This window comes from Yersinia sp. 2545 StPb PI, from assembly GCF_052217125.1.
Taxonomy (GTDB): Bacteria; Pseudomonadota; Gammaproteobacteria; order Enterobacterales; family Enterobacteriaceae; genus Yersinia; species Yersinia enterocolitica_E.
Genome location: NZ_JAZGPY010000001.1, coordinates 740,697 through 765,127 on the forward strand (window position 1 = coordinate 740,697; position 24,431 = coordinate 765,127).

Here is a 24,431-nt window from a genome sequence, read left to right on the forward strand (position 1 = left end):
TCTCTCGAACGCTTAACCCACTGATAACAAAAAGCTTATGATTTCCTGATTTCTTGGCGAGCGGTAAATCCTAAGCCACGTGTATTCATCAGTCTTACCTCAACGGAAGGAACAGTGACATGAAACTCAACAAATTCAGCTTGTTGGCGGGGCTTTTTCTGCTTTCGGCTTGTACCCAATCTGGCGCAGAAGCGCAAGGTGGTGGTGGCACCATCGAAGCCATCAACCACACCCACTGGGCTATCAATAACTTCAGCGTCGATGGTCAGTCGGGCATCGACATTATCGGCCCTTATCAGGGCGGTGGCGGCGGTTGCTGTTATGGCGTCTCGGGGCCATGGCGACCGGGAATGACGGTCAGAGTTGATTGGGAAACAGGGATGGGTGGTTCAAAAGGTGCTCCAGGTTTTGACGAATGGGATAAGTACTTGGAATGGGAAAAAAAAATGAAAGCTCAGAATCGTCAACATAGCAAAGTGGTACCTGTGCCGGACTATACCGGGCAAAAAACCTGCGGTATCACAGTACATTTTATGCCTTGTGATGAGGTAAAAGTTACCACCTCCTGTTACATCTACAACAGCCCTAATCACCCAATTAAAGAACCGCTGAAGATGCCGGAGCCAAAAGTATGTCCGAAATAAGTCTCTCGAACGCTTAACCCACTGATAACAAAAAGCTTATGATTTCCTGATTTCTTGGTGAGCGGTAAATCCTAAGCCACGTGTTATTCATCAGTCTTACCTCAACGGAAGGAACAGTGACATGAAACTCAACAAATTCAGCCTGCTGGCGGGGCTTTTTCTGCTCTCAGCATGTACCCAGCCCGGCGCTGAAGCGCAAGGTGGAGGTGGTGGCACCATCGAAGCCATCAACCACACTCATTGGGCTATCAATAACTTCAGCGTCGATGGTCAGTCGGGTATTGATGCTATCGGTCCTTATGATGGCGGTGGCGGCGGTTGCTGTTATGGCGTCTCGGGGCCATGGCAACCGGGAATGACCGTCAGAGTTGATTGGGAGAGTGGTGAGGCTTCAACTAAAGGTTTTCCTGGATTCGCTGATGAGGCAAAGTATCTAGCTTGGTACAAAAAAATGAGTGCCAATAACCGCCAGCATAGCAAAGTGGTACCCGTACCTGATTACACCGGGCAAAAAACCTGCGGTATCACGGTGCACTTTATGCCTTGTGATGAGGTAAAAGTCACCACCTCCTGTGCCACCTACAACAGCCCTAACTACCCAATTAAAGAGCCGCTGAAGATGCCGGAGCCAAAAGTATGTCCGAAATAAGTCTCTCGGTTGACTTCTGAACGCTTAACTCATTGATAAAACGGTGCTTATGATTTCCTGATTTCTTGGTGAGCGGTAAATCCTAAGCCACGTGTTATTCATCAGTCTTACCTCAACGGAAGGAACAGTGACATGAAACTCGACAAATTCAGCCTGCTGGCGGGGCTGTTTCTGCTCTCAGCATGTACCCAGCCCGGCGCTGAAGCACAGGGCGGCGGGGGTGTCATCAAAGCCATCAACCACACCCACTGGGCCATCAACAACTTCAGCGTCGATGGCCAGTCTGGTATTGATGCTATCGGTCCTTATCAGGGGGGGGGGTTGCTATGGTGTACCGGGGCCATGGCGACCGGGAATGACAGTCAGAATTGACTGGGAAAGTGGTGAAAGCAGTATGAAGGGATTTCCAGGGTTCGGTGATGATGCTAAGTATTTGGCATGGGAAAAAAAATGAGTGCCAATAACCGGCAGCATAGCAAAGTGGTACCTGTGCCGGACTATACCGGGCAAGAAACCTGCGGTATCACAGTACATTTTATGCCTTGTGATGAGGTAAAAGTTACCACCTCCTGTTACATCTACAACAGCCCTAATCACCCAATTAAAGAACCGCTGAAGATGCCGGAGCCAAAAGACTGTCCGAAATAAGTATCTCGGTTGACTTCTGAACGCTTAACTCATTGATAAAAAGGTGCTTATGATTTCCTGATTTCTTGGTGAGCGGTAAATCCTAAGCCACGTGTTATTCATCAGTCTTACCTCAACGGAAGGAACAGTGACATGAAACTCGACAAATTCAGCCTGCTGGCGGGGCTGTTTCTGCTCTCAGCATGTACCCAGCCCGGCGCTGAAGCGCAAGGTGGCGGTGGTGGCACTATCAAAGCCATCAACCACACCCACAGGGCCATTAATAACTTCAGCGTCGATGGCCAGTCTGGTATTGATGCTATCGGTCCTTATGATAGCGGTGGCGGTGGGTGTTGCTATGGCGTCTCTGGGCCATGGAGATCGGGGATGACGGTCAGAGTTGATTGGGAAAGTGGTGTCGCGTTTGCTAGTGATATCCCTGAACTTCCTCAACCAAAACCTCCTGTTTCTGCTCCGCAGAATTCTGATCTCTGGCGAAAGTACTCTGATCAAAAACGAGAATGGTATCAGAAAATAAAAACATTGAACCGCCAGCATAGTAAGGCCGTACCCGTGCCTGACTATACCGGGCAAGAAACCTGCGGTATCACAGTACATTTTATGCCTTGTGACGAGGTAAAAGTCACCACCTCCTGTTACACCTACAGCAGCCCTAATCACCCAATTAAAGAACCGTTGAAGATGTCGGAGCCAAAAGACTGTCCGAAATAAGTATCTCGGTTGACTTCTGAACGCTTAACTCATTGATAAAACGGTGCTTATGATTTCCTGATTTCTTGGCGAGCGGTAAATCCTAAGCCACGTGTTATTCATCAGTCTTACCTCAACGGAAGGAACAGTGACATGAAACTCGACAAATTTAGCCTGCTGGCGGGGCTTTTCCTGCTCTCAGCGTGCACCCAACCCGGCGCAGAAGCACAGGGCGGCGGGGGCGGTACCATCGAAGCCATCAACCACACTCATTGGGCTATCAATAACTTCAGCGTCGATGGCCAGTCGGGTATAGATGCTATCGGTCCTTATGATGGTGGCGGTGGTGGGTGTTGCTATGGCGTCTCTGGGCCATGGCGACCGGGAATGACCGTCAGAGTTGATTGGGAGAGTGGTGAGGCTTCAACTAAAGACTTCCCAGGATTTGAAGATAGGGTTAAATACAAAGCTTGGTTAAAAAAAATGAAAGCTAATGATCGCCAACATAGCAAAGTGGTACCTGTGCCTGATTACACTGGCCAAAAAACCTGCGGTATCACGGTACACTTTATGCCTTGTGACGAGGTAAAAGTCACTACTTCCTGTGCCACCTACAACAGCCCTAATTACCCGATTAAAGAACCGTTGAAGATGCCGGAGCCAAAAGTATGTCCGAAATAAGTCTCTCGGTTAACGACTTATCCCTTAACTAATTGATAAAACAGCGTTTATGATTTCCTGATTTCTTGGCGAGCGGTAAATCCTAAGCCACGTGTATTCATCAGTCTTACCTCAACGGAAGGAACAGTGACATGAAACTCAACAAATTCAGCCTGCTGGCGGGGCTTTTTCTGCTCTCAGCATGTACCCAGCCCGGCGCTGAAGCACAGGGCGGCGGGGGTGTCATCAAAGCCATCAACCACACCCACTGGGCCATCAACAACTTCAGCGTCGATGGCCAGTCTGGTATTGATGCTATCGGTCCTTATCAGGGGGGGGGGGGTGTTGCTATGGTGTACCGGGGCCATGGCGACCGGGAATGACAGTCAGAATTGACTGGGAAAGTGGTGAAAGCAGTATGAAGGGATTTCCAGGGTTCGGTGATGATGCTAAGTATTTGGCATGGGAAAAAAAAATGAGTGCCAATAACCGGCAGCATAGCAAAGTGGTACCTGTGCCGGACTATACCGGGCAAGAAACCTGCGGTATCACAGTACATTTTATGCCTTGTGATGAGGTAAAAGTTACCACCTCCTGTTACATCTACAACAGCCCTAATCACCCAATTAAAGAACCGCTGAAGATGCCGGAGCCAAAAGACTGTCCGAAATAAGTATCTCGGTTGACTTCTGAACGCTTAACTCATTGATAAAACGGTGCTTATGATTTCCTGATTTCTTGGTGAGCGGTAAATCCTAAGCCACGTGTTATTCATCAGTCTTACCTCAACGGAAGGAACAGTGACATGAAACTCGACAAATTCAGCCTGCTGGCGGGGCTTTTTCTGCTCTCAGCATGTACCCAGCCCGGCGCTGAAGCACAGGGCGGCGGGGGCGGTACCATCGAAGCCATCAACCACACTCATTGGGCTATCAATAACTTCAGCGTCGATGGCCAGTCGGGCATCGACATTATCGGCCCTTATCAGGGCGGTGGCGGCGGTTGCTGCTATGGCGTCTCTGGGCCATGGCGACCGGGGATGACGGTCAGAGTTGACTGGGAAAGTGGTGTCGCGTTTGCGAGTGATGTCCCTGAGATTCCACAACCAAAACGCCCCGTCTCTGCTCCGCAAAATTCTGATCTCTGGCAGAAATATTTCGAACAAAAACAAGAATGGTCAAGGAAAATCAAAGCATTGAATCGTCAGCATAGCAAGATTGTACCCGTACCTGATTACACCGGGCAAAAAACCTGCGGTATCACGGTGCACTTTATGCCCTGTGATGAGGTAAAAGTTACCACTTCCTGTGCCACCTACAACAGTCCTAATTACCCGATTAAAGAACCGCTGAAGATGCCGGAGCCAAAAGTATGTCCGAAATAAGCACAGAAAAGGATATTGCCTGGTATCCGGCGCAATTCCCTGCGCAAGGGCGATTACCGACTCAGGCGGCATTGGTGGGGAAAAACTGCCATCAGCAGGATAGCCAAGAACGGGCCTATCGGCAGGAACTGTGCCTAGCCGCAGACCGGCGGGTCGAACCGCCATGCTGTAACACCTTGCATATCAGCCTGTTCTTCGACGGTACCGGTAATAATCTTAACAACGACCAGTATTTGTCAGACCCGAAACACCCGACCAATATTGCCCGGCTGTTTCGTGCCACCATCGGCACTGGCTATGCCGGGGGTGCAGAAAAAGAACCGCTGGATAGCAGCGACAGCATCAGCAAAAAATACTTCAAATACTATATCCCCGGCGTCGGCACCCCATTCCCCGAGATTAATGACCTCGAATACAGCATGACCGGGCTGGCGGGAGCTCGCTACGGTGAAGACCGGATAAACTGGGGGGTGTTGCGGCTGATTGATGCCCTGATGCGGACCATGGGTATGGGCAAGCTGGATGACAGCGCTTGCCTGTCGGCGATAAAAGGAATGAATACCTCTTGGGCGTCCCTTGGGTTCGGTGGGTCACATAACCGCTACGAAGAGTTCAGTAAGCAGCTCAAACAGCTGGAATCGAAGCTGCGCACTGCGTTGGCACCGGCGGAGCCTGGCAAGCCTAAGTTGCTGGGCATCAAGCTCTATGTGTACGGTTTTTCCCGCGGCGCGGCTGAGGCACGTGCGTTTGTCCACTGGCTGAGTGAGCTGCTGCCAAAACCAGAAGCCGAAGGCCTGCAGCCGGAACAATGTCTGGCGATAAATGATTTAAAAATCCCACTGAGCGTTGAGTTTCTTGGGCTGCTGGATACGGTGGCCTCGGTGGGTATTGCCCATGTGGCACCGGTCGCCGAAGGGCATATGGCCTGGGCCGACGGTACCCAGGAATTACCCGATGAGGCTACCTATGGCGGATTTATCAAACGTTGTGTGCATCTGATTTCGTCTAATGAACAGCGGTTATGCTTCCCGCTGGACTCCATCCGCCACACCAATGGTAAATATCCGTCGAACAGCGTGGAAGTGGTTTATCCGGGCATGCATTCTGATTTAGGTGGTGGCTATCCTCCTGGCGACCAGGGTAAAGCCAACAGTGATGATGATAGTTTGTTGTTATCGCAAATAGCGTTACATGAAATGTACGCTGCTGCATTTGCTATCGGAGCACCACTGAAAGTTCCAGCAGATTCAATACCAAGCGAACTTAGTAAAGATGTCTGGCGACTCATGCCTCAAGATTTAGATGATCAGTTTCTTATCTCCCCAAGTTTAATCAACCGCTTCAACGCCTGGCGTGAAGTCACGCTAAATCTGCCACCATCCACACAAGAGTTAACTGCTGAACAGGCTGCACAGTTTGAACCGGTGCGTGCCAGTGTCACCCTTGAAAAAGCGGTGAATAACCAGATGGGGTGGATCACTGCCTGGCGTATTAACCGTTATGCTGGGGCTACTCTGCTTAACACCCCGTTTTATCAGCAAATAAATGATAAAGATGGTACCGCTTTGCAACTCAAAGCTTCCAAAGATGCGCGCGATGCCAAACAGGCGGATGTGGAAAAAGAAAGGAAAAAATTACTGGCTGAACATCGCCCTGGTGACCCAGCCCCACTGCTACCTCCGGGGGTGAAGGATTTTGACCCAGATATCGCCAAAACCCAGCTCTATCAGGCCGCTCAGGAGTTTGGTCATGACTATCGTGGCGAATCACGCAGCCTGACCAGTACCTGGCAGTTGGTGCTGGATAAAATCCCACAAACGGCCATTTTCCTGATCAATACCGATGACGAGCGGGCAGAATTCAAACGGATGAAAGCCGATGGCGACGCGCATGTCAAGGTGCTGTTCCCGCCGCAGGGGGAAGCGAGCAATGCCGAGCAACCCAGTGGCTTACTTCGCGACTTATATGACGACCAAGTTCATGACTCCCGTGCGTGGTTCCTGCACGCCACCTTTGGTAGCCGCGAGCCCTGGGGCGGCTATTTCCGCGACCGAATGGTCTACTTCGGCGACAACTGCAATAAAGAACTGTCACTGCTGACCATTGCGGGCAATGTGGTGGGTGTGGCCACGTTGGTTGGCGGAGTCATCTTTAGCTTTAAACAGAAAAAACTGGCGGGAAAATTGTCAGGACTGGCAGGTACCGCGAGTGTGATGGCTCTGGAAGCCAAAGCGCTGGATTTAATTACCGGAGAGCCACTTCCCATGCTGCCGGAAGCCGATCTGTTGACGGCATTCACGCAGGTACCTGGTGCCGTGGCCAGTCTGCAGAAAGAGCTCCTCGGTGAACAACAGCTCGAACAGGCAAAAACAATGATTGCCTCGCGCTGGGCACAGGCGGAGTCATTACTGACGTCGTAGTCAGGAGTTAAACCATGAAAAATATCATACGACAGGGCGATAGCCTGCGGGAATACGGTGGCAAAGTGTTGGGGGGGCATTACCAGTGCTTTGGTAAAGGTATCGCCTGCAAAGGAGATGCAGCCCTGTGTCACCGCCATGGTATGACCCGCATTGTGGAAGGCAGTGCCATCTCAGAGGTTGACGGGCAGCCTGTCGCGTTACACGGGCACCGCTGCGCCTGTGGCTGCACGCTGGTGAGTTCTTTCCCCGATGTTGGGATAGAGCAATGAGACCCCAGCCAACCTTTCCCGCTTACCGTCATGCCCGACCACCGACAGGTAAACGCTGGCTGGCTACCGGGGCAACCGTGTTATTGCTGACCGGCGGTATCGCTGCACTGCTACGTCACCCGGAAGCAGGGTACGGCCAGGTGGTCATGGTGATTGGCTTTATTACCGTGCTAAGTGCGTTGGTCTGGGGGCTACGCGTCCTGTTTTATCGCATGGCGACGCATAACGCGCAGTTATATCACCATGAAGTGAAACAGGTTCAGCAGCAATGGTGGGCGCGGCACTGCCAGCATATCGCGTTGACCGAGGCGGTCTTAATCGGGCCGGCCGGAACAACGTTAACCCAGTGGCAACGGCTGATTAACCGCGATCACCGTCAACCGGACGTCCGTATTGAGTCCGGTGGCAAGGCACTGCGCTTACTGCACTCGTTTGCCGTCGATATCACGGAAAGAGAAAAGCATCTGGCGAAAACCCTGGTATTACAATGGCGCGAGCAGCATCAGGGGCCACTGGCAATAACGCCGCTGCGTTGTTACTGGTCAGGTTCAGTGGCGTCCTGGTTAGTTTTTTCCACACAAATGGCCTTGTCCTTTCCCGACGTCGTGTTACCCGCGCACCCTGTCGTGTGGCGAGGTGAGGAAAGCATGACAGAAATCATTGATGAGCTTACGCATTCGGCACCTGAGTCTTTCTTTCTCTGTGCGGGATGCTGCTCACTCCCGGCTTCACATGAAAGCCGATTACCGGCTGGGGAAGCCGCTGTTTTGTGGCTACTGGGCCAGACAGGTAAAGTGCAATTCTCGCGTGGAGAGGTTTATAACCCTTCCCCTGATGAGAGTATCGTCGCTGTTGCCCAGCGAGCATTAGATCAAAGTGAATTAACTCAGCCCCCCGATACCAGCTTTTTATTTTCACAACCCCCTATTCCTGACCTGAACGAAACGGGGTGGAATGTGACTCAGCATGTTCAGGATCTCAACTGGGGTGAGCTTGCTGAGATTGAATCGATGGTGGCTCAAACGCTTGCCGCCTTCTTCGCGGAACACCATGCAATGCCTTGTGGCTGGCTGGCTCGCGATCCTAATCACACACTCGCGCTTGGAATTGTTAAACCCTATGGATCAGGAAAATAAGCCTACTGAAATATCAGTGGCCCTTACCGTTGTTATCTTTATCACTACGCTGACGCTGGTCATCTTTCTGGGAGGGCTGGCATGGTGGTTCTGGGGGGAGCAAAAATCTACCGACTGGAATGTAGTGCGCAATCTGGTGATGATATGTCTCTTTATCTGGATTATCTCGCTGAGCGTACTGACATTAGGTTTTATTGCCGCCCGTCAGCTCATCAAAGATAAAGTTCAGGGCCCCAAACGTACCCTTAAAGCCACTCGACAGAAAACACCCTACTCTGAATCCATTAAGCTAAAAACCCGTCTGCGCCGCCGTTACGGTCTGTTCTGGCGCTACAAAGTCCGGCTGCTGATGGTGGTGGGTGAACCTGACGAAATCGCCGCATTGGCACCGCAACTGGCGGAACAGGGCTGGTTGGAAGGGCAGCGTACGGTGCTGATCCACGGTGGTAGCGTGCAAAATTCGGCTGATGAAGCGGGGCTGAGTGAGTGGCGTAAACTGCGCCGTGGCCGCCCGTTTGATGGCATTGTTTGGGCGATAACCGCCGCGCAGAGTGGCACTCCACAGTGGATGGACAACGGCCTGCGAACCCTGGAAAAAATGGGTGCAACCTTGCGTTATCAACCACCGGTATATCTGTGGCAGGTCTGCGACAGCGAGTGGGCTCAGGATACGCGGGTGGAGCAGCCAGTCGGGGTGGTGTTCCCAGCGAAAGCCACGCCAGAGGCGGTTGAGCTTCAACTGCGCTCTCTGTTGCCTCAGTTACGTGAGCAGGGGATGCAGCAGCTCTCTGTCGAACCACACCACGATTTTTTGTTGCGCCTGGCGCAGTCGCTGGAGCAGGGTGACGCCACCCGCTGGCGGCAGCGCCTGACACCGTGGTTTACCGAGTATGCGACGCGTATTCCCCTGCGTGGGTTGATGTTCAGTTTGCCGGCGGTATCAACATCGGCGGCGCGTGTGCACGAGAAAAACTGGACTGCATCTGACCGCTGGCAGGGGGTACTGGATGACTGTCGTTCTGCCCGTGGACGCCGTGTCGGGCTGCCGTGGGAGCAGACATTGTGCTACAGCTTGCTGGCACTGATAGTGCTGTGGGGCGTGGGCAGTGTGGTGTCATTTGCGGTCAACCGTCACCAAATGGTCTCTGCCGCGCAGCAGGCACAGCAACTGGCGCAGTCGCAAGCGGTCTCTGACCAGCAACTCATGGCCCTACAAGCCCTGCGCAATGATATCGGGCGCTTACAATCTCGCGTGGCGCAGGGGGCACCTTGGTATCAGCGCTTTGGCCTGGATCATAATGCGCCGCTGCTTGAGGTCCTGATGCCGTGGTATGGCCAGGCCAACAACCGCATTCTTAGGGATGCCACCGCGCAAAGCCTGCATCAGAAACTCAGTGAACTGGCGGAACTGCCGGCTAACAGCCCGCAACGTGCGGCACTGGCAAAAACAGGCTATGACCAGTTAAAGGCCTATTTGATGATGTCACGCCCGGAAAAAGCCGATGCTGCATTTTATGCACAGGTGATGCAGACCACCGAGCCTGCGCGTGCCGGTGTGTCTCCTGGTCTGTGGCAGAGTCTGGCCCCAGACTTATGGCAATTTTATGCGCAAAATCTGCCTGCTCAGCCGGACTGGAAAATTAAACCGGATACCGGGTTGGTAAGCCAGGTACGGCAGGTCTTGCTGGGGCAGATTGGTCAGCGCAATGCAGAAAGTACGCTGTATGAAAACATGCTGCTATCGGTGCGTCGCAACTATGCCGACATGACGCTGACGGACATGACCGGCGACACTGATGCTCAGCGTCTGTTCCAGACCTCGGAATCTGTGCCCGGTATGTTTACCCGCAAGGCCTGGGATGAGCAAATTCAGCAGGCAATAGATAAAACGGTGGCCTCCCGTCGCGAAGAAATTGACTGGGTATTGAGTGATAACCGCCGTGCGGTATCAGAAGACATTTCACCGGAAGCGTTGAAAAAGCGGCTGACGGAACGTTATTTCACCGATTTTGCTGGGAGTTGGCTGAGTTTTCTCAACAGTTTGCACTGGAATGAGGCGCATAACTTGTCGGATGTGATTGACCAACTGACGCTGATGAGTGATGTACGCCAGTCGCCGCTGATTGCGCTGATGAACACGCTGGCGTGGCAAGGACAGACTGGGCAGCAGAATCAGGCGTTATCGGATTCTCTGGTGAAGTCCGCCAAGGCGCTGATGCATAAAGATCAGACCCCGGCCATTGACCAGAGTGCCGATGGGCCAGTAGGCCCGCTGGACGAGACTTTTGGCCCGCTGTTGGCATTGATGGGCAAAGGTGATGCACAAAACAGGATGTCGTCCGACAGCTCGCTGAGCCTGCAAACGTTACTCACCCGCGTGACTAGGGTACGGCTTAAGCTCCAGCAAGTGGTTAATGCCTCGAACCCACAAGAGATGACTCAGGTACTGGCCCAGACCGTTTTCCAAGGGAAAAGTGTCGACCTGACGGACACGCAGGAGTACGGCAGCCTGATTGCCGCCAGTCTGGGAGAGGAATGGAGCAGTTTTGGGCAGACGATGTTTGTTCAGCCGCTGACTCAGGCGTGGGAGACCGTGTTGCAACCTTCGTCGGCCAGCCTTAACGACCAGTGGAAAAACGCGGTGGTGGCCAATTGGAAATCAGCCTTTGACGGGCGTTACCCGTTTGCCGCCAGTAAAAGCGATGCTTCACTGCCGATGCTGGCCGAATTTATTCGTAAGGATAGCGGGCGTATCGACAGCTTCCTGACCCGTGAGCTGGGTGGCGTGCTGCATAAAGAAGGGACACGCTGGGTTCCGAGTAAAGTGAACAGCCAGGGGCTAACGTTTAACCCGGACTTTCTGGCGGCCATTAATCAACTGAGTCAAGTCTCCGATATTCTGTTCACTGACGGCAGTCAGGGGCTGCGCTTTGAGCTACTGGCACGTCCAGTTCCGAATGTGGTGGAAACCAATTTAGCGATTGATGGACAGAAATTGCATTATTTCAACCAGATGGAAAGTTGGCAGAGTTTCCGCTGGCCGGGTGATACCTACAAACCCGGCACGCTATTGACCTGGACTGGCGTGAATTCCGGGGCCCGTTTATACGGTGATTATCAGGGGACATGGGGATTGATCCGCTGGCTGGAACAGGCAAAACAGAAAAAGCTGGATGAAGGGCGTTATCAACTGACCTTCACCACCATGGATAACCAATCACTGCAATGGATATTACGCACCGAGCTGGGCAAAGGCCCATTAGGTCTGCTGCAACTGCGTAACTTCACCCTGCCTGCGCAAATTTTTCTGATACAGAACGCCCCTCCAGCGGCATCTGATCGGACCGATGATGAGGATATGGCAGAGGATTAATCTCTTTTGTCACCCCCTGATATTGACCAACAGGAGCCATGATGGCGACGTTAAATACCCTGATCACTGCCTGTGCCGCGGCCCCTGATTCACTGTTATTAAAGGCAGAACAACAGGTTACACTTTGGGAGCGCTGGTTGCAGCCGGTGACGACTGACCAGCACAGTGGAGAAGACCTCAGTTACAATGACGACTTCCAGCAGATGCGTGAAGAGGTCAATAAACTCTCAGGTGCTGATACCACGTTAGCCAGCGAGCTGGCAGAAAAACTGTTAACCCTGCATGGCAAAGATGTGCGGGTGGCAACCTATTACATTTGGGCGCGTTTACACCGTGATGGCGAGGCTGGGCTGGCGGATGGACTGGCACTGCTGGCCGGGCTTATCAGCCGTTTTGGTGAAACCCTGCATCCGTTGCGCGCAGCCAGTCGGAAAACTGCGCTGGAATGGCTATCGAGTTCTCGCGTGCTGGACAGTTTGTCGCTCTATCCTGAAGTGGATAATGCGGATTTTGCACGCATCGTTGGCGCACTGGCGTTAATCGAACAGAGCCTTAGCTGCTGGGATGACGCATCCCGTCCGCAGTTTGGTGGATTGTATCTTGCCTTGGAACATCGTCTGGCGCAGTCCGGTGGACCGAATGCGGTGGTGCCACAAAACAGCAGCGGGTCATCATCGGCAGGGAGTCAGGGCCAGACTGCTATGGTTTCACCGGAGTTGCGGCCAGTCCAGTCGGGGCGTGACCTGCTCGACCAGGCTAAAACGTTAGCAAAATACCTGCGTAACCAGCCGCAGGGATGGCTCTCTGGGCATCATCTTATCAAGAGCGTGCGCTGGGATACGGTACACCAGTCACCGCCGTTGGATGTGAGTGGACGAACCAGACTGGTACCGCCGCGCCCGGAATATCGCGCGCTGCTCAAGCGTCTTTATCTGCAACAAAACTGGCTGGAGTTGTTGGAACAGGCGGAATCGATATTTGCCGAAGGGGTCAACCATTTCTGGCTCGATGTGCAGTGGTATCTGCATCAGGCACTCAGTAAAGCGGGAGCCCCATTCGATGGCTGGGCAGCTTGTATCACCCAGGATTTACGTCTGTTACTGACCCGGCTACCAGGGCTGGAAGGGCTATGCTGGAGTGACGGCACGCCGTTTGCTGATGAGGTGACGCTGGGGTGGATAAACCAGCAGGTGCTGGAGTCGGTGTCGGGCTGGGGCAGCGAGCCTGCTGCCGTGGTGTCATCCGGTGAAGATGGCATTCTGTTGCTGGAGCCAGAAGCTCTGGCTCAGGCGGACAGTGAAGGGATTGAAGCCGCACTTAACTGGTTGCAATCCCGTCCGGGTATTACCACTGCCCGCCATCAGTGGCTGCTGCGTTTGGTGATGGCCCGCGTGGCGGAGCAGTACGGCAAGAACGATATGGCACTGCATCTGTTGATTGACCTTGATAGCAGCGGCGCATTGCTAACCTTGCCGCAGTGGGAGCCGGGGCTGGCGTTTGAAGTCAAAGCCCGAAGTCTGAAGCTGCTGCGGATGAAAGCACAACGCAGCGACAGTGACAAAACCCGCCTGCATGTCGAAATGGAAAGCCTGCTCAGTGGGCTTATTGCCCTTGACCCGGCCCGTGCGGCCGTATTATGCGGATAACCGAAAAGAAAAATATTGCATAAAAAACGTGTTTTTCCTTGCTCCACGCCATTTCTGAAACACTGTTTTCCTGTATTTCACCCTTTCCATTAGCACAATGAAAAATATCATTATGGATGACTTAACCCTGCGTTATTTTGACGCCGAAATGCGCTACCTACGCGAAGCGGGCGAAGAGTTTGCTCGTGCGCACCCTGATCGGGCTGCCGGATTAAATCTGGATAAAGTCGGGGCGCATGACCCCTATGTGGAACGTCTGTTTGAAGGCTTTGCCTTCCTGATGGGCCGACTGCGGGAAAAACTGGATGACGACCTGCCGGAGCTGACTGAAGGGTTGGTCAGCCTGCTGTGGCCGCACTACCTGCGTACCATTCCGTCGCTTTCTATTGTGGAGTTCACCCCACAATGGCAGGGGATGAAAGAGCGTATGGGGGTGAGCAAAGGTTTTGAAGTGCTTTCCCGCCCCATTGGGGAGCGTGAAACCCGCTGTCGCTACACCACCACGCAGGATATGGACTTACTCCCGCTGACACTACGCCGTGCCGAATTGGACAGCGAACCAGATGGCCGATCGGTTATCCGGCTGCGCTTTGATTGCAGCGCACTGGCCGACTGGAGCCGTATCAACCTGAGCCGCCTGCCGCTCTATTTTGATGCCGATGCGCCACTGGCTTGCGCCCTGCATGAGGCGCTGACCCTGAATACCGCCAAACTCTGGATCCGTCTGCCGGGGCAGGCTGATCGCCAGCCGCTGGACGGCTATTTTGCTCCGCTGGGGTTCGGTGAGAAGGATACCTTGTGGCCGAAGGCAGACAGCGCGTTCAGTGGTTATCAGCTCCTGCTGGAGTATTTCACCTTCCGCGAAAAGTTTATGTTTGTTGCGTTGAAGGGGTTGGAGGGGGTCGAACTACCAGCGGAACTGCCCTGGTTTGAGATTGATGTGGTGCTGGAAAAACGCTGGGAACATGATTTTTCATTCTCCGAAAAGAATCTGCGCCTGCATTGTGTGCCGGTGATTAACCTGTTCCCGCTGGAATCTGACCCACTGTCGCTCTCTTCATTACAGACTGAATATCAGCTGCGCCCGATGCGCATTCAGGACGGCTATACCGAAATTTATTCGGTAGATTCAGTGATTTCTTCCCGCCATAGTGGGCATCAGGTCTATGTCCCTTTCACCAGTTTCCGCCACAAGGGCGGAATGTTGCGCCATGATGCGCCTGAGTATTACTACCATACGCGGGTCAAACGCGGGCCTTCGGGATTACACGATACCTGGTTGGTGCTGGGGGGGGAGGCGTTTGATAACCACAGCGTACCGGATAATGAAAACTTGTCACTGAGCCTGACCGGCACCAATGGGCAGTTACCGCGTAAAGCGCTACAAAGCACGGTACTGGATACTGTGGTGAAGTCTACCGGTGCCCAGGTTCGGGTGCGTAATCTGTCGGCGCCTTCGTTGCCGTGCTATCCGCCCAACCGTGACCGTTTTCATTGGCGGGTACTGAGCCATCTGGGTAGCAGTTTTTTGTGGATGATGGATAACGCTGAAGTGCTGCGCGGAACGCTGGCGCTGTATGACTGGACGGACAACGAAATGAACCGACGTCGACTGGAGGCTATCGCCGAGGTTAAACATAGCGAGATTGAACGCTTTGAGCGGGGCTATCTGTTGCGCGGGGTGCACATTGAAATCACTCTCGACAGCAACGGCTTTACCGGTACCGGGGATATTTGTCTGTTCGGGGAAATGCTCAGTCGCTTCTTTTCCCTGTATACCGATATTCATCTGTTTAATCGTCTGACTCTGATACTGCAACCGACAGGAGAACGTTTGGAATGGGAAGAGAATCACACGACCCGCATTCCCGGCTGATCACTCGGCTTAAGCGGGATATCGGACAGATCAATTTTTACCGCTTCTGTCAGTTGCTGGAGCAACAACCGGGAACCTTGCCGCTGGGGAGTACCAATAGCCCAGCGGATGATCCGGTGCGCTTTCGTCCGCATCCGGGCATGGGGTTCCCGGTCAGTGAGCTGAAGGCGCTGGAAACTGATCCGGCGCAGCCTGATGCCCCGCTGACGGCGCGCACCACCTTTATGGGGTTGTACGGTGTGGATTCGCCACTGCCGACAGCCTATATCGACGATATCACCCAGCAGCGCGAAGGGCATGAGGCGCTGGAAGGGTTCCTCGATATTTTCAACCATCGTTTTATGACGCAGTTTTATCGCATTTGGCGCAAATATTCCTATCCGGCCACTTTTGAGTCGGGCGGCAAAGATAGCACCTCCCAAAGCCTGTTGGGGCTGATTGGCATGGGTATTCCAGGTTCGCAGCAGCATTTTGCCACCCCGACATCACGCTTTCTGGCCCTGCTGGGGGTGATGCGTCAACCGGGGCGAACTGCCGAAGGGGTACAGGCACTGGTCCGACTGCTGGCCCCCTTTACGCAGGCTGATGTGACGCCCCATTGCCTGCGTACGGTTCGTCTGACCTCACAGATGACATTTGCCGACGAAGGGGGCAACTGGCTGGACGGTTACACCGTACTGGGCGATGAGGCCATCGATGCCAACAGTCAGTTACTGATTTCTCTGCAGACGGCAGACCGCGACGAGGCCGGTGACTGGTTACCGGATGGCCCGCTGTATACCGATTTTCTGGTGCTGTTGCGGGTGTATCTGGGCTGGCGCTATCGAGCCTGTATTCAACTGACTGTCGCAACACGGTTGCTGCCGGCGTTGGTGTTGGATGAGACGCCGGTAAGATTGGGACTGACCGGGGTGCTGGGGCTGGATGACGATACGCTGTCAGACGATATACCTGAATACTATACCGTGGAGCTGGGACACTACAGTGGACTGACTCCACAGAAATACCAAGAAGGAAACCGACGTGTTAGCTATTACTTCGAAAAATAAAATCTGTACTTCGAAAAATAAAACTTGGGCCGCCTGGAAAAATAAAATCTGCATCTCAGCATTGGTTTTATTGCTCAGTGGCTGTGGGCTGACGCAAGCAGTGACTGATGGCACCGTATCGGCCACAAAATCACTGTTTTATAAGCAGATAAAGGTACTGCATTTGGATTTTACCGCCCGTGAGGCTCTGAATACCGATGAGCACGAAGCGAACTCGTCATCGGAGCCGGTGATGGTGCGGGTTTATCAGTTACGTGATGATAAAACCTTCTTAAAAACGGTGTATCAACAACTGGCGAGCGACGGGGAGGCGGCACTTAAAGATGACCTGCTGGCCAGCCGCAGCGTGATAGTGAAACCGGGCGGTGCGGTAACATTGGATATGCCGATGGAAAAAGATACCCGGTTTGTGGCGGTGGTAGCGCTGTTCCGCCATCCAGATATGGCCAAAGACCACTGGCGTCTGATTCTGACGCTGGACGACCTGCATCCCGATAAGCCTCGGACCCTTGAATTGGGTAATAACAGCCTGACATTGCGGGCGGAGACAAAGTAATGCCGGACGCCTCCTCGCCGTCACTGTATGAGCAATTGCTGGGCAATTTCACTGGCGGGCTTGAACTACATCAGGTCAGTGAAGCTAACCAGGTCATTCTCTCGGTGCTCGACAATATGCAGCGCATTCTCAACTGCCGCGCCGGTACACTCAGTCATCTGCCCGATTATGGTCTGCCGGATATGAGCGAGATCCTACAGGGATTGCCGGGCAGTGCGCACGCGCTGCTGACTACGCTCTCAGCCACGTTGCTAAAATATGAGCCACGGTTGAAAAGTATCAACGTGCTGCTACTGCCACAATCCGCTCCTGGCCATCTGGAGTATGCCATTGAGGCGGAACTGAAAGGGCTAGGACTGGTGCGTTACGGCACGGCATTTATGCCGGAAGGCCGGGTGCTGATACGTCATCTTAAACAACAACATTATCTCAATCCGGGTGAGTCATCTTAACGCCTATTCAGGGAAGACAAACACATGATATCGAATACTGAGCGCACGGTTAAAACCGGCGGTGACCCCCGCCATTTTGCTGAATTTAGTGCCTTACGTGACGAAATCGGCAAATTACATCATCCAGCTCGCCCGGATGTTGACTGGGGGCGGGTCGAGCAGCTTTGTTTGGCGCTGTTTCGCCAGAACGGGGTTGAGTTGCAGACCACGGTAGATTTTACCTTGGCACGTACGCACATTGCCGGTCTTGCCGGGTTGTGTGAAGGGTTGGAGCTGTTGGCGGGCTTGCTGTCTCATCAGTGGAGTGCATTATGGCCGCCGCAAACACATGCCCGGGTGGCGTTATTGGCCTGGTTGAGTGACCGGTTGCAGCAAGTTTGGCGCACCATGACGTTATGCTACGGTGACCTGGCTCAGGTGTACCGGGCAGAGCGTGCGTTGGAACAGTTGTGCACGCAGTTGCAAACGCTAGAGCTCAAACATCTGAGTAAATTGGATGGGGTGCGCCTGATGTTGCATAACGCAGCACTACGTCTGGAGAGCGCCGAGGCCGCCGCTGATACGCCAGACCGATTAAGTATTCCGGTACGGCATGCCGGTGTCTCTGAACCACAACGACAGCCACAACCGACATTCTCGTCGGCTGCGGTCAGCGAACCACTGGTTTATCTTGTCAACGAACCGGCCCCGGCGCGTGTTGAGGTGGAGTTGTCGCCGCCTTTGCCGCCCCCACCACGTTGGAAAGCGGGGCAGGGGTTTGTCGCCGGGCTATCGCTGATGGCCGTTTTGATGGTGGGCAGTTTCTTTATCTGGCAGTCGCTGTCATCTAATCCATTGCGCGAGGCATTGCTGACCAGCGTCGCGCCATTACCTGCGCCACTGGCAGCCAAATCAATCGATGAACTGAGAAAACAAACCTCAGATGCTGAGTTGGTACGATTGGCTGGCCCGGTATTGCAAGGCAGTGGCACACAGTTGGAACAACTGACACAGTTACCGCCGTTATGGGCACAAATGCGGGGGGATGGGGTGTTATCACAAGCGCAGCAACTGTGGCCCGCCAGTCAAGAAGTCAACCGACTGAGTGCATTATGGCAACAACAACGAGAAGCCAGTGCTGCGCCATTGGTGGAGTTGAAACACTATGCATTGGCACAAGAGCGTTTGCGGCAACTGGCAGAGCGACTGAATGGATTGGATGAAAAGAAGGGACGCTATATGACGGTTTCGGAGCTGAAAACGGTGGTGTTTGCGATACAACAGCCGCTGGCAAAAACCTTACCGCTGGAAGAGTTGTTGCGTCAGTATCAGGTACAGTCAGAGTCAGGGCAGACTCCGTCATCGGCACTGCGCCAACAGATTGACAGTCGGTTTAGTCAACTGCTGAACCGCTATGCGTTGCTGGCGTTACCCAATACGGAACAGCACCCGTAGCTGAGACCGCCGTTATCCCTATAGCAACTTAGGGGTAACGGTGTAATAAATCTGCTACCTGACAACGTTAGGGTTTTCATCAGATGATTTGAATAATTTTATACATTCAAATCAATTAATCTTGGCATTCATACAGATAAAGACACATATTTGGCAATGGTATTTGTGAAGGCAGAGGATGTTACGGCGGCCCCCCTGCTACAAGCGCGTCATGTGATGAAAAGTTGCCCAAAATGAATAAACAAAAAAAGTATGAAATATCCCCATTGAAAGATAGCAGTGAGAGCCTGCAAGGTATTGAAATCAGTGCGGAGAAAAGTGAGTGAACGCGAACGCCACGGTCCCATCTTCCCGACATGTATTTCACTATGCCCCGTTTCGAAACTTGTTTTTTGCCCGCCTCCTCACGGTATTAGGTAATGGAATCGCACCGATTGCACTGGCTTTCGCGGTGTTGGATATCGGCGGTTCCGCAGCAGATTTAGGTCTGGTGGTAGCTGCACGTTCTGTTTTCAATGTTGCCTTCTTATTGATTGGTGGAGTACTTGCGGATCGTTACTCGCGAAGTAAGGTTCTGCTGTCTTCATCTGTTATTGCCGCCTTATCTCAAGGGATTGTTGCCTGGTTGGTGCTGGATGGAACAGCCACAATTATGTGGTTAGCGGTCCTTGGGACGATTAACGGCGCGGCAGCGGGCATTGCCCTTCCTGCTTCTTCAGCAATGGTTCCACAAACCGTGCCCGTACGTAACCTCAGGGAAGCGAACGCTTTTATCCAGTTGGGGGTCTATGGCGGGACGGTGATTGGCGCCTCACTGGGCGGGGTTCTGACGGCTGCCATTGGGCCTGGCTGGGGATTGGCCGTCGATGCCTTGGGGTTTGCCGCTTCAGCACCGCTTTATCTCTTGATTCGCACTGCCTCGGCACAGCTCCTCGCATCGAAAACCAATATCTTGCAGGATCTACGGGATGGCTGGCAGGAGTTTATTGCTCGTGCGTGGGTGTGGACTATTGTTGCCCAGTTCACTATTGTTAATGCCGCTTTTAGCGGCGTAGTGATGATCCTTGGCCCGATAGTGGCTGATGCTTCATTTGGGCGTGCCAGTTGGGGGATTATTGTTGCCGCACAAAGTATTGGCCTGATTGCCGGTTCTTTTATTGCACTCCGCTGGCGGCCACGACGCGATCTGTTTATTGGTGTCCTTCTGGTTGCACTTTGTGCAGTCCCTATCACTCTCCTTAGTATGGTGTCTTCGACTGCCATCCTTATGGGGGCATTTTTTATTGCCGGCGTCGGTTTTGGGCAATTCGGTGTTGTGTGGGCACATTCTCTACAAACCCATATTCCACCCGAGAAACTCGCGCGTGTTTATGCCTATGATGCGATGGGGTCATTTGTGGCAATTCCTATCGGGGAACTTGCTGCGGGGCCTCTCGCTATGCATTATGGCAGCCGGGCCGTTTTGCTGGCTTCAGCCGTTGCTGTCGTGATAGCGACTATCGCCGCCAGCCTGACGCCGGCAATTAGGCGACTAAATAATGCCGCTCAGGTGAAGCAGCATATTTAGAGGCTTTGCCGCAGTTCATCAGGCGGCAAAGCTTATCCAGTGATACTGTTGGCGCTTAGCTACAATATCACTGGGGGATTACGGCTTACAGTGCTCAGCGATGATGCGAATATCTTTTGGTGTGGTACGACAGCAACCGCCAATCAGTCGTGCTCCCAGGCGCTGCCATTCCCCAACCAGATCAATCAGGTGGTTGTGTTCGCCACCACAGGCATGCCAGGTTTTGCTTACAGCATCGTAATGTTCCCCTGAGTTTGGATACACCAGCAGCGGCTTGTCAGCCAGTGCCGCAAACTGCTGTAGCGCCGGGGTCACGTTTTCCAGCGCAATACAGTTTATGCCGATGGCCAATACTTGCTGATTGCCGCGCAGTAGCGCCAGAACTTCGGTCAGGGGGGTACCGTCACTCAGGTGTTGGCTGTCGCGTAGCGTGAATGCGAACCAGCCACCCAAAGTAGGGAATTGTTGCAGTAGTGTTAGCAACGCTTGCAACTCATCGAACGATGGCAGTGTTTCACAGGCCAGCAGGTCAACCCCAGCCTCAGCCAGTGCCGCGATACGTGGTCGGTGGAAGGCGATCATCTCATCCTGTGGCAGCCGGTAATCGCCTCGATACTCAGATCCATCTGCGAGATAAGCGCCGTATGGGCCAACGGAACCGGCAATCAGCAGCGGCTCAGCTTGCGGGTGCTGATTCAAAAAGTCGTTGCGTGCCTGCTGTGCCAACTGAACGCTTTTGGCAATGAGTTCCAACGATTGTTGCTGGTCGAGGCCACGGCGCAGGAAACCCTGTGGGGTCGCCTGGTAACTGGCGGTGATGGCACATTGTGCCCCTGCGTTAAAATAGTCCAAGTGAACCTGATAAATTAGTTCAGGATTCTCAATTAGCACCTTAGCGGACCACAGCGGATCACTAAGAGAGCAACCTCGCGCCTCCAGTTCAGTGGCTAATGCGCCATCCAAAATCAATGTGCGATCAGCGCTTAAGAGCGCAGAGATAGGGTTGTTAACCGGCATGACTCTCTCCCAATGGTTGGTTTTTCCCGGCACGATGGGTCAGGTAATAGGTGATATAGCACAAGGCAACAAAGGGTAGCCCGCAGTATAGGGCGATACGTTGCTCAGGATCGAAGGCCAGACCGATACAGGCTAACAGGCACAGGCTGAAGCCTGCGATCGGCGTCAGCGGGTAACCCGGCGCGCGGTACTTCAGTCCCTCGATTGGCAGCCCACTGCGTAGGTAGTTGCGGCGAAAAACATAGTGGGCTGCGCAGATACTCAGCCAGACTGCGACGACGGCAAAACCAGAAATCGCTGATAGCGCGACAAACACCGTATCTGGCGCGATAACACTGGTCAACAGTGCCAACAAGCCGCCGAGCATGCTAAAGATCAGCGCATTAATAGGAATGCCGCGTTTATTGATGTGGGAAAAATAAGCAGGCAGTGTTCGCTGATTGGCCAATGACCACAGCATGCGGCCAGAGGCGTAAAGACCAGAGTTAGCGGCTGACAGGATGGCAGTCAGGATCACGAAATTGAAGATATCGGCGGCATAGGGTACACCGATACGTTCAAATACCAGTACAAACGGGCTTTTGACAACCTCGGCCTGATCCATCGGGATCAACGCAGCCAGAATAAATACCGTACCGATAAAGAAAACACTCAGGCGGATCACTGTGGTGCGGATTGCCCACGGAATCGCTTTTTCTGGTTTCTCTGTTTCGCCCGCGGCGATACCGATTAACTCGGTGCCGGAGAAAGCGAAATTGACCGCCACCATGGTCATCAGGATCGGTAAGGTGCCGTTTGGCAGCCAGTCAGATTGGGTCAGATTGTGCAGGAAGGGGGCGGGTGTGCCGTCCTTCATCGGTAATAGGCCGAACATCGCCGCACCGCCCAAAATGATAAACGCCAAAATGGTGACGACCTTGATCAGTGAGAACCAGAATTCGCTTTCGGCAAAGAAGCGGGTAGTGACCACATTGAGCAGAAAAATAGCCAGACAAAAGATAAGGCACCATAACCACACCGGTGATTGAGGGAACCAATACTGCATACAGAACCCAGCGGCGGTCAGACTGGAACCGAGGGCTACTGTCCAGGTCAGCCAGTATAACCAGGCAACGGTATAGCCAGTGGCTGGGCCAAGATAGCGGGAAGCATACACGTGAAAAGCCCCGGTTTCTGGCATTGCTACCGACAGTTCACCCAGGCAGAGCATTACCAGATAGACCACCACAGCACCTATCATATAGGCCAACAGTGTGCCGAGGGCACCCGTGGTGGATATTATATAGCCGGTGTTGAAGAATAAGCCGGTGCCAATCACGCCCCCGAGAGAGAGCATCACCAGATGCCGGGCCTTCATTGTACGTTTGAACTGCCCTTCGACGGGAACAGGTGAGTGCATGATATTTTATCCGTTTAGACGTCTATATCTCTAAATGGCTGTTAGTTATACCGGCAATACCTTATGAAATCAATGCTAGATCAACAGTTATCACTTAAGAAGAGCATGGCGCGAGGGGGGAGGAGATTTAGCGCGTTAGAGGTGCACTGGTGAATAAACACCGGCACATACTATAGGGTATGTGCTGGCTTATACTGGGTTTCCGTCTTCTGGCCGGTTGATGCCACCATGAATACTGGCTTTTAGCCAAGTTGCGTAAACATCGGTAATAACAAAGACAGTTTGATCACTACTGCATTGGCGATATCCAGGAAGAAAGCGCCGACCATCGGTACAATCAGAAACGCAACGTGAGATGGTCCGAAACGCTCGGTAATCGCTTGCATATTCGCAATTGCTGTTGGAGTTGCCCCCAAACCTAAACCACAATGCCCAGCAGCAAGAACGGCCGCATCATAATTCTTTCCCATAATCCGATAAGTGACAAATATGGCATACAGAGCCATGGTTAGCGTCTGCACCAATAAAATCGCCAACATCGGTAATGCCAGAGACGCCAATTCCCACAATCTCAGGCTCATCAGCGCGATTGCCAGAAAAAGGGAGAGGCTTACGTTACCGACTACGGAGACTGCACGGTCAAAAACCTGATAAAACCCGGTATAAGTGAGTAGATTACTAAGAATAACCCCGACAAATAAGACATAGACGAAGATCGGTAATTCAAATAGAGATCCCGCCAGTAACCCCGAGATATAGCGACCAGCCATCAAACAAATGGCAATCATGGCGATAGTTTCTACTAATACCAGCGCAGTGATCATCCGCCCTGACTGAGGTTTCTCGAAGGTTGTGGGTTGCAAGGCATCTTCGGCTCTGCCATTGGGAGTGGCGGAATGTTTAATGAGATAAAGGGCAATAGGGCCGGCGATCAAGCCACCTAATACCAAACCGAAAGTTGCGCAGGCCATGGCAACTTCCGTAGCATTACTTAAGCCATAATTCTCCGCAAATACGGCACTCCAAGCCGCACCGGTGCCATGCCCACCAGAAAGTGTTATGGTTCCCACCAGCAGCCCCATCAGTGGCTCCAGCCCCAGAATTTTGGCCATACCGATGCCAACCATATTTTGCAGTAACAGCAAACCAATAACGACCACAAAAAACTTTATCAATACCTTACCGCCAGCCCTTAAGCTTGCCAGATTCGCATTAAGGCCAATTGAGGCAAAAAAAGTCAGCATTAGCGGATCACGTAGTGATGTATCAAAGCTGGCTTCCCAACCGGTTGTCTGATGAATAAGCAGAAACAGTAATGCGAGCAGCAAACCACCCGCAATAGGTTCCGGGATAGCATATTTTTGTAGCAGAGGAATATTCTGGACACATTGCCTTCCTGGCAATAGCACCAGCGTTGCAGCAACGAGCGTACCATAAGCATCAAAGTGAAACATATCGAGGCCCCACACAGGTAAAATAGTGATCTGTTATTTAAGTTTTTTAAATAGGGCTAACAAACATATATTGGAGGATTCATGGTGACGCTCCTGATAACGGTG

General features: G+C 52.9%; 19 protein-coding genes and 2 pseudogenes. 18 read left to right on the top strand and 3 right to left on the bottom strand.

Translation table 11 applies throughout. From position 1 onward, the window contains the following. Window positions 1–119: 119 nt before the first annotated feature. From V1955_RS03150 to V1955_RS03235, 18 genes and pseudogenes are all read left to right on the top strand, one after another. Window positions 120–644, top strand: coding sequence for a DUF3304 domain-containing protein (locus tag V1955_RS03150; protein WP_442820510.1), 525 nt, complete (start codon window positions 120–122; stop codon window positions 642–644). 121 nt (window positions 645–765) lie between these two features. Then, window positions 766–1,293, top strand: coding sequence for a DUF3304 domain-containing protein (locus V1955_RS03155; protein WP_442820511.1), 528 nt, complete (start codon window positions 766–768; stop codon window positions 1,291–1,293). A 132-nt stretch (window positions 1,294–1,425) separates the two neighbouring features. Then, a pseudogene (locus V1955_RS03160) lies at window positions 1,426–1,941 on the top strand (DUF3304 domain-containing protein). A 132-nt stretch (window positions 1,942–2,073) separates the two neighbouring features. Further along, window positions 2,074–2,652 (top strand): DUF3304 domain-containing protein, encoded by a 579-nt coding sequence (locus V1955_RS03165; protein WP_442820512.1) that lies wholly within the window; start codon window positions 2,074–2,076, stop codon window positions 2,650–2,652. A 132-nt stretch (window positions 2,653–2,784) separates the two neighbouring features. Further along, a complete protein-coding gene (locus V1955_RS03170) occupies window positions 2,785–3,312 on the top strand; it encodes a DUF3304 domain-containing protein (protein WP_442820513.1) in 528 nt (175 codons plus the stop codon). Window positions 3,313–3,443: 131 nt separating this feature from the next. Continuing rightward, window positions 3,444–3,964: pseudogene (locus V1955_RS03175) on the top strand (DUF3304 domain-containing protein). A gap of 132 nt (window positions 3,965–4,096) precedes the next feature. Next, window positions 4,097–4,675: a DUF3304 domain-containing protein gene (locus V1955_RS03180; protein WP_442820514.1), complete on the top strand. Its 579-nt coding sequence runs from the start codon at window positions 4,097–4,099 to the stop codon at window positions 4,673–4,675. Continuing rightward, complete coding sequence (locus V1955_RS03185) at window positions 4,663–7,095, top strand: T6SS phospholipase effector Tle1-like catalytic domain-containing protein (protein ID WP_442820515.1); 2,433 nt, start codon at window positions 4,663–4,665, stop codon at window positions 7,093–7,095. The genes V1955_RS03180 and V1955_RS03185 overlap by 13 nt, the downstream gene beginning before the upstream one ends. 14 nt (window positions 7,096–7,109) lie before the next feature. Then, window positions 7,110–7,367, top strand: coding sequence for a PAAR domain-containing protein (locus V1955_RS03190; RefSeq protein WP_025377078.1), 258 nt, complete (start codon window positions 7,110–7,112; stop codon window positions 7,365–7,367). Then, the gene (locus tag V1955_RS03195; RefSeq protein WP_050078991.1) at window positions 7,364–8,503 is read left to right on the top strand and encodes a hypothetical protein; all 1,140 of its coding nucleotides are present in this window, start codon (window positions 7,364–7,366) and stop codon (window positions 8,501–8,503) included. Before V1955_RS03190 ends, V1955_RS03195 begins: the two co-directional genes overlap by 4 nt. After that, window positions 8,487–11,876 (top strand): ImcF-related family protein, encoded by a 3,390-nt coding sequence (locus V1955_RS03200; protein ID WP_193784778.1) that lies wholly within the window; start codon window positions 8,487–8,489, stop codon window positions 11,874–11,876. The genes V1955_RS03195 and V1955_RS03200 overlap by 17 nt, the downstream gene beginning before the upstream one ends. A 41-nt stretch (window positions 11,877–11,917) precedes the next feature. Next, a complete protein-coding gene (tssA, locus tag V1955_RS03205; protein ID WP_083162583.1) occupies window positions 11,918–13,522 on the top strand; it encodes a type VI secretion system protein TssA in 1,605 nt (534 codons plus the stop codon). Window positions 13,523–13,634: 112 nt separating this feature from the next. Next, entirely contained in the window at window positions 13,635–15,398 is a 1,764-nt protein-coding gene (gene tssF / locus V1955_RS03210; RefSeq protein WP_083162585.1) for a type VI secretion system baseplate subunit TssF, read from the top strand. Further along, window positions 15,362–16,447, top strand: coding sequence for a type VI secretion system baseplate subunit TssG (gene tssG / locus V1955_RS03215; RefSeq protein ID WP_083162587.1), 1,086 nt, complete (start codon window positions 15,362–15,364; stop codon window positions 16,445–16,447). Before tssF ends, tssG begins: the two co-directional genes overlap by 37 nt. Further along, a complete protein-coding gene (gene tssJ, locus V1955_RS03220) occupies window positions 16,422–17,003 on the top strand; it encodes a type VI secretion system lipoprotein TssJ (RefSeq protein ID WP_083162589.1) in 582 nt (193 codons plus the stop codon). The genes tssG and tssJ overlap by 26 nt, the downstream gene beginning before the upstream one ends. Beyond that, entirely contained in the window at window positions 17,003–17,455 is a 453-nt protein-coding gene (gene tssE / locus V1955_RS03225; RefSeq protein ID WP_083162591.1) for a type VI secretion system baseplate subunit TssE, read from the top strand. The genes tssJ and tssE overlap by 1 nt, the downstream gene beginning before the upstream one ends. Before the next feature lie 24 nt (window positions 17,456–17,479). Next, window positions 17,480–18,889 (top strand): VasL domain-containing protein, encoded by a 1,410-nt coding sequence (locus V1955_RS03230; RefSeq protein WP_420073210.1) that lies wholly within the window; start codon window positions 17,480–17,482, stop codon window positions 18,887–18,889. Window positions 18,890–19,211: 322 nt separating this feature from the next. After that, a complete protein-coding gene (locus tag V1955_RS03235) occupies window positions 19,212–20,456 on the top strand; it encodes an MFS transporter (RefSeq protein ID WP_442820516.1) in 1,245 nt (414 codons plus the stop codon). Window positions 20,457–20,534: 78 nt separating this feature from the next. On the opposite strand, the gene mmuM is transcribed toward V1955_RS03235, so the two are convergent. From mmuM to gltS, 3 genes are all read right to left on the bottom strand, one after another. After that, entirely contained in the window at window positions 20,535–21,473 is a 939-nt protein-coding gene (gene mmuM / locus V1955_RS03240; protein WP_372569608.1) for a homocysteine S-methyltransferase, read from the bottom strand. After that, window positions 21,463–22,872: an S-methylmethionine permease gene (gene mmuP, locus V1955_RS03245; protein ID WP_083162599.1), complete on the bottom strand. Its 1,410-nt coding sequence runs from the start codon at window positions 22,870–22,872 to the stop codon at window positions 21,463–21,465. The genes mmuM and mmuP overlap by 11 nt, the downstream gene beginning before the upstream one ends. Window positions 22,873–23,114: 242 nt before the next feature. After that, window positions 23,115–24,326: a sodium/glutamate symporter gene (gene gltS, locus V1955_RS03250; RefSeq protein ID WP_442820517.1), complete on the bottom strand. Its 1,212-nt coding sequence runs from the start codon at window positions 24,324–24,326 to the stop codon at window positions 23,115–23,117. Window positions 24,327–24,431 lie beyond the last annotated feature (105 nt).

What these genes read in the sequence shown, in the direction of transcription:
- V1955_RS03150 (WP_442820510.1), top strand. Translation starts at nt 120, where the DNA reads ATGAAACTCAACAAATTCAGCTTGTTGGCGGGGCTTTTTCTGCTTTCG.
- V1955_RS03155 (WP_442820511.1), top strand. Translation starts at nt 766, where the DNA reads ATGAAACTCAACAAATTCAGCCTGCTGGCGGGGCTTTTTCTGCTCTCA.
- V1955_RS03165 (WP_442820512.1), top strand. Translation starts at nt 2,074, where the DNA reads ATGAAACTCGACAAATTCAGCCTGCTGGCGGGGCTGTTTCTGCTCTCA.
- V1955_RS03170 (WP_442820513.1), top strand. Translation starts at nt 2,785, where the DNA reads ATGAAACTCGACAAATTTAGCCTGCTGGCGGGGCTTTTCCTGCTCTCA.
- V1955_RS03180 (WP_442820514.1), top strand. Translation starts at nt 4,097, where the DNA reads ATGAAACTCGACAAATTCAGCCTGCTGGCGGGGCTTTTTCTGCTCTCA.
- V1955_RS03185 (WP_442820515.1), top strand. Translation starts at nt 4,663, where the DNA reads ATGTCCGAAATAAGCACAGAAAAGGATATTGCCTGGTATCCGGCGCAA.
- V1955_RS03190 (WP_025377078.1), top strand. Translation starts at nt 7,110, where the DNA reads ATGAAAAATATCATACGACAGGGCGATAGCCTGCGGGAATACGGTGGC.
- V1955_RS03195 (WP_050078991.1), top strand. Translation starts at nt 7,364, where the DNA reads ATGAGACCCCAGCCAACCTTTCCCGCTTACCGTCATGCCCGACCACCG.
- V1955_RS03200 (WP_193784778.1), top strand. Translation starts at nt 8,487, where the DNA reads ATGGATCAGGAAAATAAGCCTACTGAAATATCAGTGGCCCTTACCGTT.
- tssA (WP_083162583.1), top strand. Translation starts at nt 11,918, where the DNA reads ATGGCGACGTTAAATACCCTGATCACTGCCTGTGCCGCGGCCCCTGAT.
- tssF (WP_083162585.1), top strand. Translation starts at nt 13,635, where the DNA reads ATGGATGACTTAACCCTGCGTTATTTTGACGCCGAAATGCGCTACCTA.
- tssG (WP_083162587.1), top strand. Translation starts at nt 15,362, where the DNA reads ATGGGAAGAGAATCACACGACCCGCATTCCCGGCTGATCACTCGGCTT.
- tssE (WP_083162591.1), top strand. Translation starts at nt 17,003, where the DNA reads ATGCCGGACGCCTCCTCGCCGTCACTGTATGAGCAATTGCTGGGCAAT.
- V1955_RS03230 (WP_420073210.1), top strand. Translation starts at nt 17,480, where the DNA reads ATGATATCGAATACTGAGCGCACGGTTAAAACCGGCGGTGACCCCCGC.
- mmuM (WP_372569608.1), bottom strand. Translation starts at nt 21,473, where the DNA reads ATGCCGGTTAACAACCCTATCTCTGCGCTCTTAAGCGCTGATCGCACA.
- mmuP (WP_083162599.1), bottom strand. Translation starts at nt 22,872, where the DNA reads ATGCACTCACCTGTTCCCGTCGAAGGGCAGTTCAAACGTACAATGAAG.
- gltS (WP_442820517.1), bottom strand. Translation starts at nt 24,326, where the DNA reads ATGTTTCACTTTGATGCTTATGGTACGCTCGTTGCTGCAACGCTGGTG.